This window comes from Acidovorax sp. HMWF029, assembly GCF_003060895.1.
Classification (GTDB): domain Bacteria; phylum Pseudomonadota; class Gammaproteobacteria; order Burkholderiales; family Burkholderiaceae_C; genus Acidovorax.
On the sequence record NZ_QAIH01000328.1, the window covers coordinates 55176 to 72166 of the forward strand.

13 protein-coding genes are annotated in these 16991 nt (G+C 63.8%); 12 read left to right on the plus strand and 1 reads right to left on the minus strand.

What is annotated here, in order from left to right; genetic code table 11:
• Positions 1 to 51 precede the first annotated feature (51 nt).
• Both DBR12_RS21700 and DBR12_RS21705 read left to right on the plus strand, forming a co-directional pair.
• A complete protein-coding gene (locus tag DBR12_RS21700) occupies positions 52 to 2112 on the plus strand; it encodes an ATP-binding protein (RefSeq protein WP_158275030.1) in 2061 nt (686 codons plus the stop codon).
• A gap of 137 nt (positions 2113 to 2249) precedes the next feature.
• Positions 2250 to 3560 (plus strand): tetratricopeptide repeat protein, encoded by a 1311-nt coding sequence (locus DBR12_RS21705; protein WP_108619109.1) that lies wholly within the window; start codon positions 2250 to 2252, stop codon positions 3558 to 3560.
• Positions 3561 to 3616: 56 nt separating this feature from the next.
• Here DBR12_RS21705 and DBR12_RS21710 read toward each other — a convergent pair whose 3' ends face one another.
• Positions 3617 to 4174: an HNH endonuclease gene (locus tag DBR12_RS21710; protein ID WP_108619110.1), complete on the minus strand. Its 558-nt coding sequence runs from the start codon at positions 4172 to 4174 to the stop codon at positions 3617 to 3619.
• Positions 4175 to 4442: 268 nt separating this feature from the next.
• Here DBR12_RS21710 and DBR12_RS21715 point away from each other — a divergent pair, with 268 nt between their 5' ends.
• The 10 genes from DBR12_RS21715 to DBR12_RS21760 all read left to right on the plus strand — a co-directional run bounded on the left by DBR12_RS21715 (position 4443) and on the right by DBR12_RS21760 (position 16968).
• Positions 4443 to 5492, plus strand: coding sequence for a bifunctional riboflavin kinase/FAD synthetase (locus DBR12_RS21715; protein ID WP_108619111.1), 1050 nt, complete (start codon positions 4443 to 4445; stop codon positions 5490 to 5492).
• Between the two features lie 113 nt (positions 5493 to 5605).
• Positions 5606 to 8476: an isoleucine--tRNA ligase gene (gene ileS, locus DBR12_RS21720; RefSeq protein ID WP_108619112.1), complete on the plus strand. Its 2871-nt coding sequence runs from the start codon at positions 5606 to 5608 to the stop codon at positions 8474 to 8476.
• A complete protein-coding gene (lspA, locus tag DBR12_RS21725) occupies positions 8476 to 8994 on the plus strand; it encodes a signal peptidase II (protein WP_108619113.1) in 519 nt (172 codons plus the stop codon). The genes ileS and lspA overlap by 1 nt, the downstream gene beginning before the upstream one ends.
• Before the next feature lie 243 nt (positions 8995 to 9237).
• Positions 9238 to 10266, plus strand: a complete 1029-nt coding sequence (locus tag DBR12_RS21730) for a LacI family DNA-binding transcriptional regulator (protein WP_369861728.1) — start codon at positions 9238 to 9240, stop codon at positions 10264 to 10266.
• 106 nt (positions 10267 to 10372) lie between these two features.
• A complete protein-coding gene (locus DBR12_RS21735) occupies positions 10373 to 11386 on the plus strand; it encodes an ABC transporter substrate-binding protein (RefSeq protein ID WP_108619115.1) in 1014 nt (337 codons plus the stop codon).
• Between the two features lie 21 nt (positions 11387 to 11407).
• Positions 11408 to 12223 carry an ABC transporter permease gene (locus DBR12_RS21740; RefSeq protein WP_108619116.1) on the plus strand — a complete coding sequence of 272 codons (816 nt, stop codon included), beginning with the start codon at positions 11408 to 11410 and terminating at the stop codon, positions 12221 to 12223.
• Between the two features lie 10 nt (positions 12224 to 12233).
• Complete coding sequence (locus DBR12_RS21745; RefSeq protein ID WP_108619117.1) at positions 12234 to 13031, plus strand: ABC transporter permease; 798 nt, start codon at positions 12234 to 12236, stop codon at positions 13029 to 13031.
• Positions 13021 to 14091: an ABC transporter ATP-binding protein gene (locus DBR12_RS21750; protein WP_108619118.1), complete on the plus strand. Its 1071-nt coding sequence runs from the start codon at positions 13021 to 13023 to the stop codon at positions 14089 to 14091. The genes DBR12_RS21745 and DBR12_RS21750 overlap by 11 nt, the downstream gene beginning before the upstream one ends.
• 29 nt (positions 14092 to 14120) lie before the next feature.
• Positions 14121 to 14948: a phosphodiesterase gene (locus DBR12_RS21755; protein WP_233245042.1), complete on the plus strand. Its 828-nt coding sequence runs from the start codon at positions 14121 to 14123 to the stop codon at positions 14946 to 14948.
• Between the two features lie 364 nt (positions 14949 to 15312).
• Positions 15313 to 16968, plus strand: a complete 1656-nt coding sequence (locus tag DBR12_RS21760; RefSeq protein WP_108619120.1) for a Na/Pi cotransporter family protein — start codon at positions 15313 to 15315, stop codon at positions 16966 to 16968.
• The last annotated feature ends 23 nt before the right edge of the window (positions 16969 to 16991 follow it).

The following is a 16991-nucleotide window of genomic DNA, read 5'->3' on the forward strand; positions in this document are numbered from 1 at the left end:
TCAGAAACATTTGGCTACGTACCATTGTGTCAGCGCATCGACAAGCCAGCCATGCACAACAACTCACAAAAACTCACAACCAATTCCCCCGCAATCCACTCTCATACGGCGTACTGCTGGCTGGCTGCGCTGTGGATCTGCCTGCTTGTGGTGATCGCCTTGTGGCCTGCAACAGCCCGGGCCTCCACGCTGTTCGCCACCGCCCAGCTAGGCTGGGACATCCCAATGGACAGGCTGGATGACCCGCTCGGTCATCTCGGGCCCGATGCCGTAGCAGCCACCGAGACGAGCGCCATGACATCCCGGCTGAGCACGCCATTGAACGCCGGGTATCTGGGCCACACCGTCTGGCTTAGGTTTGAGGTGCCAGCACGCACCCTGGACTCCCGGCAGGAGGGCCTCTGGCTGCTCGCCCAACCCACTTACCTCGACTTCGTGACCCTTTACCAGAAGGGTGTGGATGGGGAGTGGCGCAAGCAAATCAGCGGGGACTTGGTTCCTCCGAACCAGAAAGCCGACATCCGGCAACACCTCTTTCGCCTGGCACCCGGCCAAACGGCCCTGGTTCGAATCCAGACCACCAGCGCCATACAGTTCCAGGCGGAAGTGCTCACCACGGAGGCGCTAGCGGCAGAGCTAGCCCGTTCCGAGCGAGGCATGGGGCTGTACTTTGGAGCCATGGCAATCTTGCTTGCCTGTATTTGGGCGGCGACTGCCATATTCCGCACGCGTGCGCTGTTTTCGCTGGCCGTGCTGGGAACCGTCAACGCCATTCACATCTTCAATGTACGCGGCTACGCGAGCCTCTGGTCGCCGGACGAATTCACTCTGTGGGCCAGCCACGCCGTGGGCATAGGAGCATTTCTACTGCCTGCCACGCAGGCTTGGCAGATCAAAGAACAGCTGACGCGCGGAACCCGCTACCGCCAAACCGACAGACTCCTCACATTCCTGATCGCACTGAACTTGCTCGGCACCTTGAGCGTGCCGCTGGGGGTCTACCCTGCCATTGCATGGGTCAACCTGGTCTCACTGCTCGCCAGCGACGTGGCGGGCGTGATCCTGTGCTTGCGGGCATTGCGACAGCAAGATCGCATCGATCAGCATGCGCTGCTGCTCACCGCCTATGGCCTGCGCGGCTTGGGGGGGGTCACCATCGCCATCCTTATGACAGGACTGGTCCCATTGAAGATAGATGCCACCTCGCTCTGGCAACTGGAGACCATCGCCTTGACCAGTTTGCTCGCCATCGCTGTTTTCGTCGGCATGGTGGCACGGTACCAACAGGCGCAGCTGGCCAAGGACCGGGCCATCGAGCGACTAGCCCTGTCCGAGCAATCTCTGGAGGAACGCATCGAGCAGCGCACAGCCCAGCTCACGGAGGCACAAACGGCCTTGGGCCAGGCCCTGGAGAACGAACGAACTCTGCGGGATGAGCAAAAGCAGTTCTTTCACATGATCAGCCATGAGTTCAGAACCCCTCTGGCCGTCATAGACAGTGCAGCAGCGGAACAACAGACCTTTCCTTCTCCCGATCTTCCGTCCCAGACTGCCCGTGCAGCACAGATCCGCAGGGCCAGCAGGCGTCTCACGTCTTTGGTAGACAGCTGCCTGATCAATGAAAGATTGGATAGCGCTGGATTCTATTTGCAGACATCGCCCGTCAAAGTGAGCGATCTGTTGCAGCACGCGGCACAGTTGGTGCATTGGTCTCCACGCCATCACTTGCGACTGTTTGTCGACGCCGCACCCGAGGAGTGGGTGTGCGATGCGACGTTGGTACACATCGCCCTGTCCAACTTGGTAGACAACGCCGTGAAGTACGCCGCAGCAGGGGAAATTTTTATCGCTGCACGCAAAGCAGATTCAGGGCTTCTGGAAGTTTCAGTGGCGGATGAAGGCTCCGGCATGTCGCTCGATGTCATGAACCGGATCTTTGAGCGGTTTGAACGGGGTGACCGCACCGACCAAAGCAGAGGGTTTGGCCTGGGGCTGTGGGTAGCACGAAGGGTGGCGCGCCTACATGGTGGCGACATCACGGTCGAATCCACAGTGGGAGAAGGCACCTGTTTCACGCTCTCTCTGCAAGCCCAGGACATCGGGCAGGGCTGAGTCGCCACGCAGCCGCCACTTATCTCCAAGGGCCCGCTGCAGGAATCCTGGATAATTCGCCACCCATTCCCTATCGATACGGGCTCGCAGAGCCTGGCAGACCGCACAGCGGTCCGTTTGCAACCATCCAGCACCCCATGAGCGCCACAGCGACCGACCCCAACCTCCAATATCTGACCAAGGCCCGCGAACAAATTGCCAATGGCGACCTCAAGAATGCGGCGCAGACACTCAACAAGGCAAACGCCCAATGGCCGCAAGACCCGCGCGTTTTCATGCTGGGTGGCCTGTTGGCAGAAAAGGCTGGCAATGTAAAGGGCGCGTTTGAAGCTCTGCGCAAGTCGGTGTCGCTGGCCCCGGATTGGGGCCCTGGTCTGCTGGAACTGGCGCTGCTGCTCGCCCGCCAGAACCAGTTCAATGAAGCGGTAGAAACCGCTGAGAAGGTTGCATTGATTGAACCCAAGAACCTGCAAGTTCTGGCCGGCGTGGTGGACATTGCACATCGCGCAGGACACTCCGAAATGGCGATCCGCCACCTTCGTCGAGGCCTGGAACTGGTGCCTGGCGACGTGATGCTTCGGCGACTGCTGGCCGGCGACCTGAGCGGCCTGGGGCAGCACGAGGAGTCTCTGACACTGTGGAGTGCACTCGTGGCAGAGAACCCCCAGGACTCCCAGTCTCTGCTTGGACGCGTGCAGGCCTGCATTGCGGCAGGCAAGCCCGCCGATGCGCAACAAAATGCCGCCGTTTTGCTGGATCTGGCGCCAGACGACGCGGTATATCAGTACTACGCACAGCTTGCGCGCGGTGAAACACCCGTGCAGCAACCCGCTGAGCTGACACGCCCGATGTTCGACAACATGGCAGAGTTTTACGACCTGCACATGGTGCGGAGCCTCAAATACCAGCTGCCCAAGCAGGTGGGTGACCAAATCCTGGCTTGTTACCCCGAAAAGAAGATCAATGTGCTGGATCTGGGTTGCGGCACCGGCCTGCTGGGTGTGTGCCTGGGCCGTCTAGATGGTGCACTGGTGGGTGTGGACCCATCGGTGAAGATGATCGAACAGGCGGCGCGCCACAACGTGTACGACCGCTTCCACACCGTCAACCTGCACGATGCGCTGCGCGAGACGCCCGGTGACCTCTACCAGGTGATCGCGGCGTTGGACGTGTTCATTTACGCCGGTGACGTTACTGAAGCGATTCCCAATGCGGCACGCGTGCTGGCGCCGGGCGGCATGCTGATATTCTCATTCGAGACAGCGCCCGAGCAAGGCGCCGACCTGGTGCTACAGCCTTCTGGCCGCTACGCCCACAAACGCAGCCACATCGAAGCCCTGTGCAAAACCGCAGGCTTTGCCTCGGTGGAAGTGCGGGACACCGAACTGCGCGAGGAAAACCACCAACCCGTGAACGGGTTCGTAGTGACCGCCTGCAAGGCCGCCTGAAGCCTTCACGTTTCAAGAATCCCTGACCACCCCGCACCCAGCCGGGTATCAGGGCGTCAGGCCAGCAGGCGTGACGACTTGGGCACATGCGCCATCAGAAAATCCATCTGATCCGCCAGGATGCGGCGGTTGCGCAGGATGAAGTCCTCCCACAGGCTGGGCACGTAGGGCGTGTACAGCAGCGGCATGTGCGCCTGCTCAGGCGTGCGCGGGCCCTTGCGATGGTTGCAAGGGCGGCACGCAGTGACCACGTTCATCCAGTGATCCTGCCCATTGCGGGCAAAGGGCACGATGTGCTCGCGCGTGAGGTCTTCCTCATGAAAATGCCCGCCGCAGTAGGCGCACACATTGCGGTCGCGGGCAAAGAGCTTGCTGTTGGTCAGGCTGGGTTTGAGCTCAAACGGGTTGATGCTGGGCACGCCCTTGGTGCCGATGATGCTGTTGATGGCGATCACCGATTGTTCGCCCGTGATTGCGTTGTGCCCGCCCCGGAACCGGGCGATCTGGCCGCCGGACTCCCAGCGCACCTCGCCAGCGGCGTAGTGAATCACCGCCTGCTCCAGCGAAATCCACGATTGGGGCAGCCCTTGGGCTGACAGCTTCAAGACCTTCAAAACACGCCTCCTGGAACTCAAAGTACACAAGGACATGACTTACGCAAAACAGGACTCTGGCAAGTGGTTCGCCCCAGGGAAAACCCAGGAAAAAGGCAGTTGTTGCACCCTGATTTGCGCAAGTCCCAAAGGATTCTGAACGCAGATGTCTCGCGGGCAGCCCTGCGCCGGGCCAGCCGTGGATCACAATATACTCCGTTTTCATGACAAATTGGCGTCCTGCGCTTGATGGAACTGCGCACACTGCTATCAAAAAGATAACAAACCGATGAAGATCTTTCGCGGCTTCCACCACCCTGGCATTGCCCATGCCTGCGCGCTGACCATCGGCAACTTCGATGGCGTACACCGGGGTCACCAGGCCATGCTGGCGCTGCTCAACAGCGAGGCGGCGCACCGGGGCGTGGAAAGTTGCGTGCTGACCTTCGAGCCCCACCCGCGCGACTATTTCGCCGGCCTTCACAACAAGCCGGAACTGGCACCGGCGCGCATCGGCACCCTGCGTGACAAACTCACCGAACTGGCCCGCTGCGGCGTGCAGCAGACCGTGGTGCTGCCATTTGACGCCCGTCTGGCCGGCCAGTCACCGGACGCATTCATTGACGAAGTGCTGATCCAGGGGCTGGGCGCCCGTTACGTGCTGGTGGGCGACGACTTCCGCTTTGGCCGCCAGCGCGCGGGCGACTACGCCATGCTGGATGCGGCGGGGCAAGCCAAGGGCTTTGACGTGGCGCGCATGAACAGCTACGAGGTGCATGGGCTGCGCGTGTCCAGTTCCGCCGTGCGCCAGGCGCTGGCCGCAGGCGACATGGAGGCCGCCGCGCGCCTGCTGGGGCGGCCCTACACCATCAGCGGCCATGTGGTGCATGGCCGCAAGCTGGGGCGCGAACTGGGTGCCACGGCAGAGGGCGCGGGCAACGGCTTTCGCACCCTCAACCTGCGGTTTGCGCACTGGAAGCCCGCCGCCAGCGGCATCTTTGCGGTGCTGGTGCATGGCCTGGCCGATGGCCCGCTGCCGGGTGTGGCCAACCTGGGCGTGCGCCCCTCGCTGGACCCGAACGACGTCAACGGTGGCCGCGTGCTGCTGGAAACCCATTGCCTGCAGTGGCCCGCCGATCTGGGGCCTGAGGGGGCGTACGGTAAAATCGTGCGTGTGGAACTTCTGCACAAACTGCACGACGAGCTCAAATACGACGGTCTGGATGCCTTGACGAAGGGCATCGCCAAAGACTGCGCCGACGCGCGTGCCTACTTTGCCTCGGCCCAGGCACCCAACCACACCGAGACCCGGCGTCAGACCACGCGCGACCGAATTTAGGGGGCTGCCTGCGCAGCGCCTGCCCTGCAGGCACTACACCTCCCGCGTTTCGCTCCCTGTTTCCCCGCATTGCTCCGGGCCTGCCCCGGAATGCCCCGTTTTAAGGCTCCCCCATGTCCGACAACGCCAGTACCCCCGCATCCACCGCCACGGATTACCGCAGCACGCTGAACCTGCCCGACACCCCCTTCCCCATGCGCGGCGACCTGCCTAAGCGCGAGCCGGGCTGGGTAAAGGAATGGGAAGACAAAGGCACCTACAAGCGCCTGCGCGACGCACGCCGGGGTGCGCCCAAGTTCATCCTGCACGATGGCCCGCCCTATGCCAACGGGCAGATCCACATGGGCCACGCGGTGAACAAGATCTTGAAGGACATGATCACCAAGGCGCGCCAGCTCGAAGGCTTTGACGCGCTGTACGTGCCCGGCTGGGACTGCCACGGCCTGCCGATCGAAAACGCCATCGAGAAGAAATACGGCCGCAACCTGAGCCGCGACGACATGCAGGCCAAGAGCCGCGCGTTCGCCACCGATCAGATCGCGCAGCAGATGACGGACTTCAAGCGCCTGGGCGTGCTGGGCGAATGGGACAACCCCTACAAGACCATGAACTTCGCCAACGAGGCGGGCGAGATCCGTGCGTTCAAACGCGTGATGGAGCGTGGCTTTGTGTACCGTGGCCTCAAGCCCGTGTACTGGTGCTTTGACTGCGGCTCGTCGCTGGCCGAGTTCGAGATCGAGTACCAGGACAAGAAGAGCACCACGCTGGATGTGGCCTTCAAGTCACACGACCCAGCCCAGCTGGCCGCAGCCTTTGGCCTGCCCTCGCTAACCAAAGACGCGTTTGTGGTCATCTGGACCACCACCGCATGGACCATCCCCGCCAACCAAGCCCTGAACCTGAACCCCGAAATCACCTACGCGCTGGTCGATGCGGGCGAACGCCTGCTGCTGGTGGCCGAGCCCCTGGTGGCCTCGTGCCTGGAGCGCTATGGCCTCACGGGCAGCGTGCTGGCCACCACCCTGGGCAAGAACCTGGGCGGCCTGGAGTTTGAGCACCCTCTGTACGACGTCGATGCAGGCTACCGCCGCCTCGCCCCGGTGTACCTGGCCGACTACGCCACGGCCGACGACGGCACGGGTATCGTGCACTCGTCGCCCGCCTACGGTCTGGAAGACTTCAACTCCTGCCGCGCGCATGGCATGGCGCTGGACGACATCCTGAACCCCGTGCAAGGCAACGGCACCTATGCGGCCGACTTCCCGCTGTTCGGCGGCCTGCACATCTGGAAGGCCGTGCCCGTCATCATCGAAGCCCTGCGCAACGCGGGCCGACTGATGACCACCAAGGACATCACCCACAGCTACCCGCACTGCTGGCGCCACAAGACGCCAGTGATCTACCGTGCTGCGGCCCAGTGGTTCATCCGCATGGACGAAGGCGAAGGCGTGTTCACCAAAGCTGGCGAAAAGCCCGCCAAGACGCTGCGCCAGATCGCCCTGGACGCCATCGAGCACACCAGCTTCTACCCCGAAAACGGCAAGGCCCGCCTGCACGACATGATCGCCGGGCGGCCCGACTGGTGTATCTCGCGCCAGCGCAGCTGGGGCGTGCCCATCCCGTTCTTCCTGCACAAGGATTCGGGCGAGCTGCACCCGCGCACCATGGAGATCATGGACCAGGCGGCAGCCATCGTCGAAAAGGGCGGCATCGAGGCCTGGAGCCGCGTGACCACCGAAGAGATCCTGGGCGCCGAAGACGCGCCGCACTACACCAAGAGCACCGACATCCTGGAAGTGTGGTTCGACTCCGGCTCCACCTTCAGCCACGTGCTGCGCGGCACGCACGCGCCGCAATTCCACGACCAGGGCCCCGAGGCCGATCTGTACCTGGAAGGCCATGACCAGCACCGCGGCTGGTTCCACAGCTCGCTGTTGCTGGCATCCGCGCTCGAAGGCCGCGCGCCCTACCGCGGCCTGCTGACCCACGGCTTCACCGTGGACAGCCAGGGTCGCAAGATGAGCAAGTCGCTGGGCAACGGCATCGACCCGCAAGAAATCAACAAGAAGCTGGGCGCCGAGATCATCCGCCTGTGGGTGGCTGCCAGCGACTACTCCGGCGACATCGCGGGCGACGAGAAGATCCTGGCCCGTGTGGTGGACGCCTACCGCCGCATCCGCAACACCCTGCGCTTCCTGCTGGCCAACGTGAGCGACTTCGACCCGGCCCGGGACGCCGTGCCGTTCGACCAGATGCTGGAGATCGACCGCTACGCGCTCACCCGTGCGTCCGAGTTCCAGGCCGAGGTGCTGGCGCACTACAAGGTGTACGAGTTCCACCCCGTGGTGGCCAAGCTGCAGCTGTACTGCTCAGAAGACCTGGGCGGGTTCTACCTGGACGTGCTCAAGGACCGCCTGTACACCACGGCGCCCAAGAGCCTGGCCCGCCGCAGCGCGCAGACCGCGCTCTACAACATCACGCACGCCATGCTGCGCTGGATGGCACCGTTCCTGTCCTTCACGGCCGAAGAGGCGTGGAAGGTGTTCGGCAACTCCGACTCCATCTTCCTGGAGACCTACAGCAACGTGGCGGGCGTGGGTGCCGGTGCCGACGAAGGCCTGCTGGCCAAGTGGTCACGCATCCGCGAGATCCGCGACGCGGTGAACAAGGAGATCGAAGCGCTGCGCGCCGATGGCAAGGTGGGTTCCTCCCTGCAGGCCACCGTCACGCTGACGGCGGCCCCGGAAGACCACGCGCTGCTGGCCAGCCTGGGGGATGACCTGAAGTTCGTCTTCATCACCTCCGCTATCGAATTGATAGCCGGTAGCGCTCTACAGATAAGCGTCAAGCCCAGTTCTGATGCCAAATGCGAGCGCTGCTGGCACTACCGCAGCGATGTAGGCAGCGATGCCGCCCACCCCACCATCTGTGGCCGCTGCACCAGCAACCTCCACGGCGACGGCGAAAGCCGGGCCCACGCGTGATGGCGAGCACCTCCGCACGGAACGGCCCGCACATCTTGGTCTGGCTGGCCTGGGCTGCGGTGCTGATGGTGGCCGACCAGATCACCAAGACGCTGATCCTGGACAACTACAGGCTGGGCGACTCCACAGTCATCACCAGCTTTTTCAACATCGTGCGGGCGCACAACACGGGCGCCGCGTTCTCGTTCCTGGCCAATGCCGGGGGCTGGCAGCGCTGGCTGTTCACGGGCATCGGTCTGGTGGCCACGATTTTCATCGTGTGGCAACTGCGTGCGCACCCGAGCCAAAAGCTGTTCTGCTTCTCGCTGGCCAGCATCCTGGGCGGTGCTGTGGGCAACGTGGTGGACCGCCTGATGCATGGCTACGTGGTGGATTTTCTCGACTTCCACTGGGACTTCCTCTCGGGCATCTTCCACGGCGGCCATTTCCCGGCCTTCAACCTGGCGGATATGGCCATCAGCATCGGCGCCGCCTGCCTGATCCTGGACGAGCTGCTGAGGATGCGGCGCGAGCGCTAATGCTTACGCCCTGACCTGCTCCCCGCACCAACGCAATGGCCCGCTTTCAGCGGGCCATTGGTTTTTGGGCGACATCCACGTGTGAACGCTACCCCTCGGGTTATCCCGGTGGGGTCGGATGTCATCGCCTCGTCATACTGCGATGCTTCAATGTAAACGATTACATTGATCGAACTTCCGCAAACCTCAACGCAACAAGCGCCATTGCCTTGGGGCGAGACACAGGCCCAAGACCCATTGTGCGTGTGCGGAAGTCATGTTTGCGAAAGGCATGGCATGAGCATTCAGGACGTAGCCCGTGAAGCGGGGGTTTCTGTGGCCACGGTGTCGCGGGTTTTTAACCTGCCAGACAAGGTGACGGCTGCAACGCGCGAACACGTAGAGCAAGTAGCGCGCGCGCTGGGATACCTACCCAACGCCAGTGCGCGCACTTTGCGCACCCAACGCAGCCGCGTGCTGGGCGTGGTGCTGCCCACACTCACCAACCCGGTGTTTGCCGAATGCCTGGAGGGCATTGCGCGTGCAGCGTCGGCGGGTGGATACGCCATCTCGCCGTTCACCACCGATTACCGTATCGACCAGGAAGAGCGCGCAGTCAACCTGCTGCTCGCCGGCAATGTGGACGGCATGATTCTGGTTGTCTCCAACCCCGCCACTTCCGCAGGCCTGGTACGCCTGGCAGAAACGGGCCTGCCTTATGTGCTGGCCTACAACCGCCACCCCGAACACCCCTGCGTGTCGGTGAACAGTGAGCAGGCAACGGCCGATCTGGTGGCGCACCTGGTGGCGCTGGGCCACCGGCGCATCACCATGGTGAGCGGCCAGCTGTCGGCATCGGACCGGGCACAACAGCGCTGCCGGGGCTTTCGCCGTGGCATGCAGGCCGCCTCGCTGGGCGATGGCGACGTGCTGGAGGTACCCTTTTTGGCCACCGCCGTGACCGGAATCGGCGCCCTGCTGCAGCAATCTTCAGCACCCACAGCACTGGTGTGCTCCAACGACCTGCTGGCAATCCGCAGCATTCGAGCCGCACACCTGGCCAGCTTGGCCGTGCCGCGCGACCTGAGCGTCGCGGGCTTCGATGGCATTGCGATCGGTGAAGACCTCACCCCCATGCTGAGCACCGTGGTGCAGCCCAACGCGGACATCGGTCGCAACAGTGTGGAACTGCTGGTGCAGTCCATCGCAGGCGGCACGCCACTGCTGCCCGACGCCAGCCTCACGCTGGCCCACCACTTTCGCAAGGGCGAGTCGTGCGCTGCCTGCGCCTGACGCCCCACCCCGCTCACCCCCAGAAAGTTTCCCGTACCGAGAAAACCCGTTCTCGCTGTCTCCGAACTTCCCCTTCAAGCCACCTCTGATCACACAGGAGCCTTTCATGAAACACACGTTCTCCACCCTGGCCCGCACCGCGGCGCTTGCCCTCGGCATCGCTGCCAGCAGCGCGGCGATGGCGCAAACGGCCATTTGCTACAACTGCCCGCCGGAGTGGGCCGACTGGGGCACCCAGCTCAAGGCCATCAAGGCGAAAACCGGCATCACCGTACCGCCCGACAACAAGAACTCCGGCCAGTCGCTGGCGCAACTGGTGGCTGAACGCGCCAGCCCTGTGGCCGACGTGACCTATCTGGGCGTCACGTTTGCCATCCAGGCGCAAAAAGACGGCGTCGTCGCGGCCTACAAGCCCGCCGCCTGGGCAGAGATTCCGGACGGGCTGAAAGACCCACAGGGTCACTGGTTCACCATCCACTCCGGCACGCTGGGCTTCATGGTCAACGTGGATGCGCTCAATGGCAAACCCGTCCCACGTTCGTGGGCCGACCTGCTCAAGCCCGAGTACAAGGGCCTGATCGGCTACCTGGACCCCGCCTCGGCCTTCGTGGGCTACGTGGGTGCCGTGGCAGTGAACCAGGCACGCGGCGGCACGCTGGACAACTTCGGCCCTGGAATCGACTATTTCAAGGCGCTGCAGAAGAACGAACCCATCGTGCCCAAGCAGACGTCTTATGCGCGTGTGCTTTCGGGCGAGATCGCAATCTTGCTGGACTATGACTTCAATGCCTACCGCGCCAAGTACAAGGACAAGGCCAATGTGCAGTTCGTCATCCCGGCTGAAGGCACAGCGGTGGTCCCCTACGTGATGAGCCTGACAGCCAACGCTCCCCATGCCGACAACGGCAAGAAGGTGCTGGACTTTGTCCTGTCTGACGAAGGTCAGGCTATCTGGGCCAATGCCTATCTGCGCCCGGTGCGCGCCAGCGCCATGCCCAAGGAAGTGCAGGCACGCTTTCTGCCTGCCAGCGACTACGCACGCGCCAAGACCGTGGACTACGCCAAGATGGCCGCCGTCCAGAAGGCCTTTTCGGACCGCTACCTGAAAGAAGTCCAGTAAGCCCGCGCGAAAGCAGCCACCATGCGCCAAGGCTCCTCTGCGTCACGCCTGTTGCTGGTGGGCTGCGCCGCCCCGGCCGCAGCATTCTTTGCAGCCTTCTGGCTGCTACCCGTCGCCTTGCTGCTGGCGCTGCCGGCCAGCAAGGGCTGGGGCACCTACTTTGCGGTGCTGACGAACAGCCGCTACCTGCAAAGCCTGCTGCAAACGCTGGGCCTGTCGCTCACCGTGACCCTCGTCACGCTCTTGCTGGGCGCGCTGGTGGGTATCACCCTGGCACGCCAGCGCTTTCGCGGCCGACAGCTGCTGCTGTCGCTGCTCACGCTGCCACTGTCGTTTCCCGGAGTGATCATCGGTTTTTTCATGATCCTGCTGGGCGGGCGCCAGGGTGTGGTCGCGGACCTGACCCACGCTCTGGGCTGGGGGCGATTCACCTTCGCCTACGGCCTGACAGGCTTGTTCCTGGCGTACCTGTACTTTTCGTTGCCGCGTGCCATTGCCACCTACACCGCAGCCGCCAGCGCCATGGACCTGCAGCTGGAAGAGGCCGCGCGCTCACTCGGCGCATCGCGCTGGCGCGTGGCCCGCGATGTGTGGATTCCGGAGTTGGCAGCCACCACGCTGGCCTGCGGCGCCATCGTGTTTGCCACGGCCATGGGTGCCTTCGGCACAGCCTTCACGCTTGCCAGCAAGTTTGAGGTACTGCCCATCACCATCTACAACGAGTTCACCAACTACGCCAACTTTGCGCTGGCCGCCAGCCTGTCCATCACGCTGGGGCTGATCACCTGGCTGGTGCTGTGGGTGTCGCGCCGTATCGCGGGCCCTACAGCGTTCTGAAGGCCACCCCATGAGAAATGCACGACAAGCTCCCCGCGCGCTCCTGGCGCTCACCGCGCTGGTGGCGCTGTTCATGGTGGCGCCCATTGCGCTGTCGGTAATGGCCGGTCTGGTCAACAACTACAGCGCCGGGCTCCGAAGCGGCTTCACGCTGCGCTGGATCGGCGAGGTGTGGGACCACTATGGCGGCACCGTCGGCTGGTCGCTGGTGCTGGCCCTGCTGTGCGTGGTGGGCAACCTGCTCATCGGCGTGCCCTGCGCCTACGCCATGGCCCGCAGCCGCTCACGCTGGGCCCGCCTGCTGGAAGAACTGCTGACCCTGCCCGTCGCCGTGCCCGGGCTGGCCAGCGCGCTGGCGCTCATCCTGGCCTACGGCACGCTGCAGGGGTTTCGGCAAAGCTTCGCGTTCATCCTGGTCGGGCACATGGTGTTCACACTGCCCTTTATGGTGCGCACCGTGGGTTCCGCTTTTCAGAAAGACGAGCTGCGCGCGCTGGAAGAAGCCGCACGCTCGCTCGGCGCCAGCTTTGCGCAGCGCTTTCTGGGCGTGCTGGTGCCCGCCGTTTTGCCCGCCATCGTGGCGGGCAGCCTGATGGTGTTCACATTGTCCGTGGGCGAATTCAACCTCACCTGGATGCTGCACACCCCGCTCACCCGCACCCTGCCTGTGGGGCTGGCCGACAGCTACGCATCCATGCGCATCGAGATCGGTTCAGCCTACACGCTGGTTTTTCTGATCGTCATCCTGCCGGTGCTGTGGGGCTTGCAAGCCATCGGCACCTTCATCGAGAAACACCATGGAACTTGAACGCACGCGCGTGGACGTTGTCCAGTGCGCCAAAACCTATGCCGACGGCACCCGTGGCCTTCACCCCACGGACCTCTCGGTAGAACCCGGTGAGGTCATTGCCCTGCTCGGCCCTTCGGGCTGTGGCAAGACTACGCTGCTGCGCCTGATTGCGGGGCTGGAATCGCCCGATGCGGGCAGCCGCATTGCGTTCGGCGGTACCGATGTGACGCAGCTGCCCATCGAGCAGCGCGGCATTGGCATGGTGTTCCAGCACTACGCACTGTTCCCGCAGATGACGGTGGAGGCCAACATCGGCTATGGCCTGAAGATCCGCGGCACCGACGAAGCAGAGCGCAGGCGCGTGGTCGGCGAACTCGTGGATCTGGTCCGGCTCAACGGTCTGGAAAAGAAACGCCCTGCAGAGCTCTCGGGCGGGCAGCGCCAGCGTGTGGCCCTGGCGCGCGCCGTGGCCGTGCGACCGCGCGTGCTGCTGCTTGACGAGCCGCTGACCGCTCTCGATGCCAAGCTGAAAGAGTCTCTGCGCGACGAACTGGCAGAGCTGCTGCGCCGCCTGCACATCACCGCCATCCATGTCACACACGACCAGCAGGAAGCCTTGGCCATCGCCGACCGCCTGGCGGTGATGCAGGCGGGGCGCATCGTGCAGGTAGGCGATGGTGAAACGCTGTACCGCACGCCCGCCCACCCCTTCGTGGCGCAATTCCTGGGGCGGGTCAACACACTGCAACGTGGCGCCCCCAACGCCAACCCCAACGATGAGAACGTGTTGATGCTGGGAGGCCTTTGCCTTCCGCTACTGCACCCACTGCAGGCCCACGCCAACGTGCTGGTGCGCCCCGAAGACATCGAGGTGGGCACGCCCGCAGCAGGCTGGGGCCAGGCCCGTGTCACGCGCCGCAGCTTTCTGGGCGACCGCGTACAGCTTTCGCTCGCACTGGCAGACCAGTCGCCACTGTGCGCCGATGTGGCGCGCGACCACCCCGCACGCCAGGGCGACGTAGTGGGCATACGCATTGCCCCTGACCGCCTGATGCCGTGCCAAGACACCCTGGGATGACCTCCACACAGCACACAACACACGACGCCATGACCACGACCTTGCTGCTGCAGCTTTCTGACACCCACATCCGCGAGCCGGGCCGGCAGGCCTATGGCCGCATCAACACCGCACCGTATCTGGCCGAAGCGGTAGCCAGCATCAACCGGCTGCCACAGGCGCCCGATGCCGCAGTCATCACCGGCGACCTGACCGACTTCGGACGGCCCGCTGAATACGAGCACCTGCGCGAGCTGCTGGCCCCGCTGCGCATGCCGGTGTACCTGCTACCAGGCAACCACGACAGCCGCGAACAGATGCGCGCCAGCTTTCCGCAGCACACGTACCTGGGCACCGAGGGCTTCATCCAGTTCAGCGTGGCGGTAGGTGGGTTGCAACTCATTGCCCTGGACACCGTCGTCAGCGGAGCAAGCGAAGGACGACTGTGCCCGCAGCGCCTGCAGTGGCTGGAGACCGAGCTGGCCCGCCACACTGCACGCCCTGTGGTCATCGCCATGCACCACCCACCGTTTCGCACCTTGATCGGCCACATGGACGACATCGGTTTGCTAGAGGGCGCTGACGAACTCGAAGCCATTGTCTCGCGCCACCCCCAGGTGGAGCGCGTGATCTGCGGGCACCTGCACCGGTCGATCCAGGTGCGGTTTGGCGGCACCATCGCCGCGACCGTGCCCTCGCCCGCGCACCAGGTCAGGCTGGATCTGGCACCCGACGCCGCATCGGCCTGGATGCTGGAGCCGCCCGGCTTCGGACTGCACGCCCTGCCCGCCGGGGGGCGCCTGGTCAGCCACACTGCCGCCAGCGGTTCCTACGCGGGCCCGTTCCCTTTCCACGACGGTGGGCAGCTGATCGACTGACACGGCCACCGACCGCTGACTGCCAGCCACCGACAGACGCGCGGTAACACCGCCATGCTGGATGGCGCTTTCCCCATTTCGCCACCCGGTTTTAGCAGGGCCACTGCTGGCATGACTCCCCAATCAGGAGTATGCTTGTGTGTCAGTTTTGTGACAAATGATCCGGGTGCCACTGTTTTTTTCAGTGCGCTCAACATCCCGGAAGCCGCGCAGCCAGGCCATGCCGCCTTTCCTGCCGCCGCCTACCGGCACAGAAATGAATGAACCCGCCTCCCTGCAAGGACGCCAGCGCGAAGCTTGCGTCCACGCAGTGCATGGCGCATGCTCTTTCGGGTGTTTCCAAAAAGAATAAACGCGGTATTTCATGAAGCATCTTTTGAACTTGTTGGCGGCCGTGGCGCTGCTGATCTGGGGCACCCACCTGGTGCGCACCGGCATCCTGCGGGTTTTTGGCGCCAACCTGCGCCAGCTCATTGCGCACAGCGTCAGTAGCCGGTTCACGGCGGTGTTGTCCGGCATCGGCGTGACCGCCGTGGTCCAGTCGAGCACGGCGACCGCACTCATCGTGTCGTCGTTTGTGGGCCAGGGTCTGGTGGGCTTGCCTGCCGCGCTGGCCGTGATGCTGGGTGCCGACGTCGGCACCAGCGTCATGGCGGTGGTGTTCTCCATGGATCTGTCGTGGCTGTCGCCCTTGTTCATCTTCGTCGGCGTGGTGCTGTTCATATCGCGCAAGGACACCGCCGTGGGCCGCGTGGGCCGGGTGCTGATCGGCCTGGGGCTGATGCTGCTGGCGCTGCGGCTCATTACCGAGTCGACCACGGTGCTCACCCAGTCGCCCACTGTGCGAACACTTCTGGGGGCACTCACCAGCGATCTGCTGCTGGAGATCTTCACCGGTGCGGTGCTGGCCATCGTGGCATATTCCAGCCTGGCTACCGTGCTGCTCACCGCCGCGTTGGCGGGCTCGGGCGGTATTCCGGCCGACGTGGCACTGGGACTGGTGCTGGGCGCCAACCTGGGCAGCGGCGTGCTCGCCGTGCTGACCACCATGAAGTCCAACGTGCAGACGCGCCAGGTGCCGCTGGGCAACCTGTTCTTCAAGATCATTGGCGTGCTCATCATGACGCCGCTCACGGGTTTGTGGCTGCAGCATGTGCGGCCCTACGTGCCCGAAACCGCCACGCTGGTGGTGCTCTTTCACCTGGCTTTCAACATCGTCGTGGGCATCGTCTGCATCAGCCTCACGGGCACAGTGGCACGCACTGTGCAGCGCCTGCTGCCTGTCGAAAAGGCCCAGGCCGCTGCGGGCAGCCGGCCCCAGCACCTGGACCCTTCCGCCCTGGCCACGCCATCCCTTGCCATCTCGTGCGCTGCGCGCGAGGCACTGCACCAGGCCGACGTGGTCGAGTCCATGCTGCTGGGCCTGCACAAGGTGATTCGCACCGACGACCTGCAACTGGCGCAGGACCTGCGCAAGCTCGATGACGAGGTGGACGGCCTGTACTCGGCCATCAAGTACTACATGACCAAGATCTCGCGCGAGGCGCTGGATGAGCGGGAAGGCCGCCGCTGGGCCGACATCATCAGCTTCACCATCAACATGGAGCAGATCGGCGACATCATCGAGCGCGTGCTGATCGACATCGAGGACAAGAAAATCAAGAAGGGACGACAGTTCTCCGAAGCGGGCATGGAAGAGATCAACGAGCTGCACGCGCGCCTGATCGACAACCTGCGGCTGGCGATGAGCGTGTTCTTGAACGGCAGCGTGCGCGATGCCCAGAAGCTGCTGGAGGAAAAGGCGCGCTTTCGCGACCTGGAACACGCGTATTCGGCCACCCACCTGGCGCGCCTGTCGGACAACACCGTGCAGAGCATCGAAACCAGCTCGCTGCACATCGACCTGATCAGCGAACTCAAGCGCATCAACTCGCTGCTGTGCTCGGTGGCCTACCCGATTCTCGAATCGGCCGGGGCCCTGGCACCCAGTCGGCTCAAGACCATGGTGGACCAGAGCTGAAAACAGAGACAAGACGGAAGGCC

Bases quoted from the DNA above. Each gene is read 5' to 3' on its own strand.
- DBR12_RS21700 (WP_158275030.1), top strand. From the start codon at position 52: ATGCACAACAACTCACAAAAACTCACAACCAATTCCCCCGCAATCCAC.
- DBR12_RS21705 (WP_108619109.1), top strand. From the start codon at position 2,250: ATGAGCGCCACAGCGACCGACCCCAACCTCCAATATCTGACCAAGGCC.
- DBR12_RS21715 (WP_108619111.1), top strand. From the start codon at position 4,443: ATGAAGATCTTTCGCGGCTTCCACCACCCTGGCATTGCCCATGCCTGC.
- ileS (WP_108619112.1), top strand. From the start codon at position 5,606: ATGTCCGACAACGCCAGTACCCCCGCATCCACCGCCACGGATTACCGC.
- lspA (WP_108619113.1), top strand. From the start codon at position 8,476: ATGGCGAGCACCTCCGCACGGAACGGCCCGCACATCTTGGTCTGGCTG.
- DBR12_RS21735 (WP_108619115.1), top strand. From the start codon at position 10,373: ATGAAACACACGTTCTCCACCCTGGCCCGCACCGCGGCGCTTGCCCTC.
- DBR12_RS21740 (WP_108619116.1), top strand. From the start codon at position 11,408: ATGCGCCAAGGCTCCTCTGCGTCACGCCTGTTGCTGGTGGGCTGCGCC.
- DBR12_RS21745 (WP_108619117.1), top strand. From the start codon at position 12,234: ATGAGAAATGCACGACAAGCTCCCCGCGCGCTCCTGGCGCTCACCGCG.
- DBR12_RS21750 (WP_108619118.1), top strand. From the start codon at position 13,021: ATGGAACTTGAACGCACGCGCGTGGACGTTGTCCAGTGCGCCAAAACC.
- DBR12_RS21755 (WP_233245042.1), top strand. From the start codon at position 14,121: ATGACCACGACCTTGCTGCTGCAGCTTTCTGACACCCACATCCGCGAG.
- DBR12_RS21760 (WP_108619120.1), top strand. From the start codon at position 15,313: ATGAAGCATCTTTTGAACTTGTTGGCGGCCGTGGCGCTGCTGATCTGG.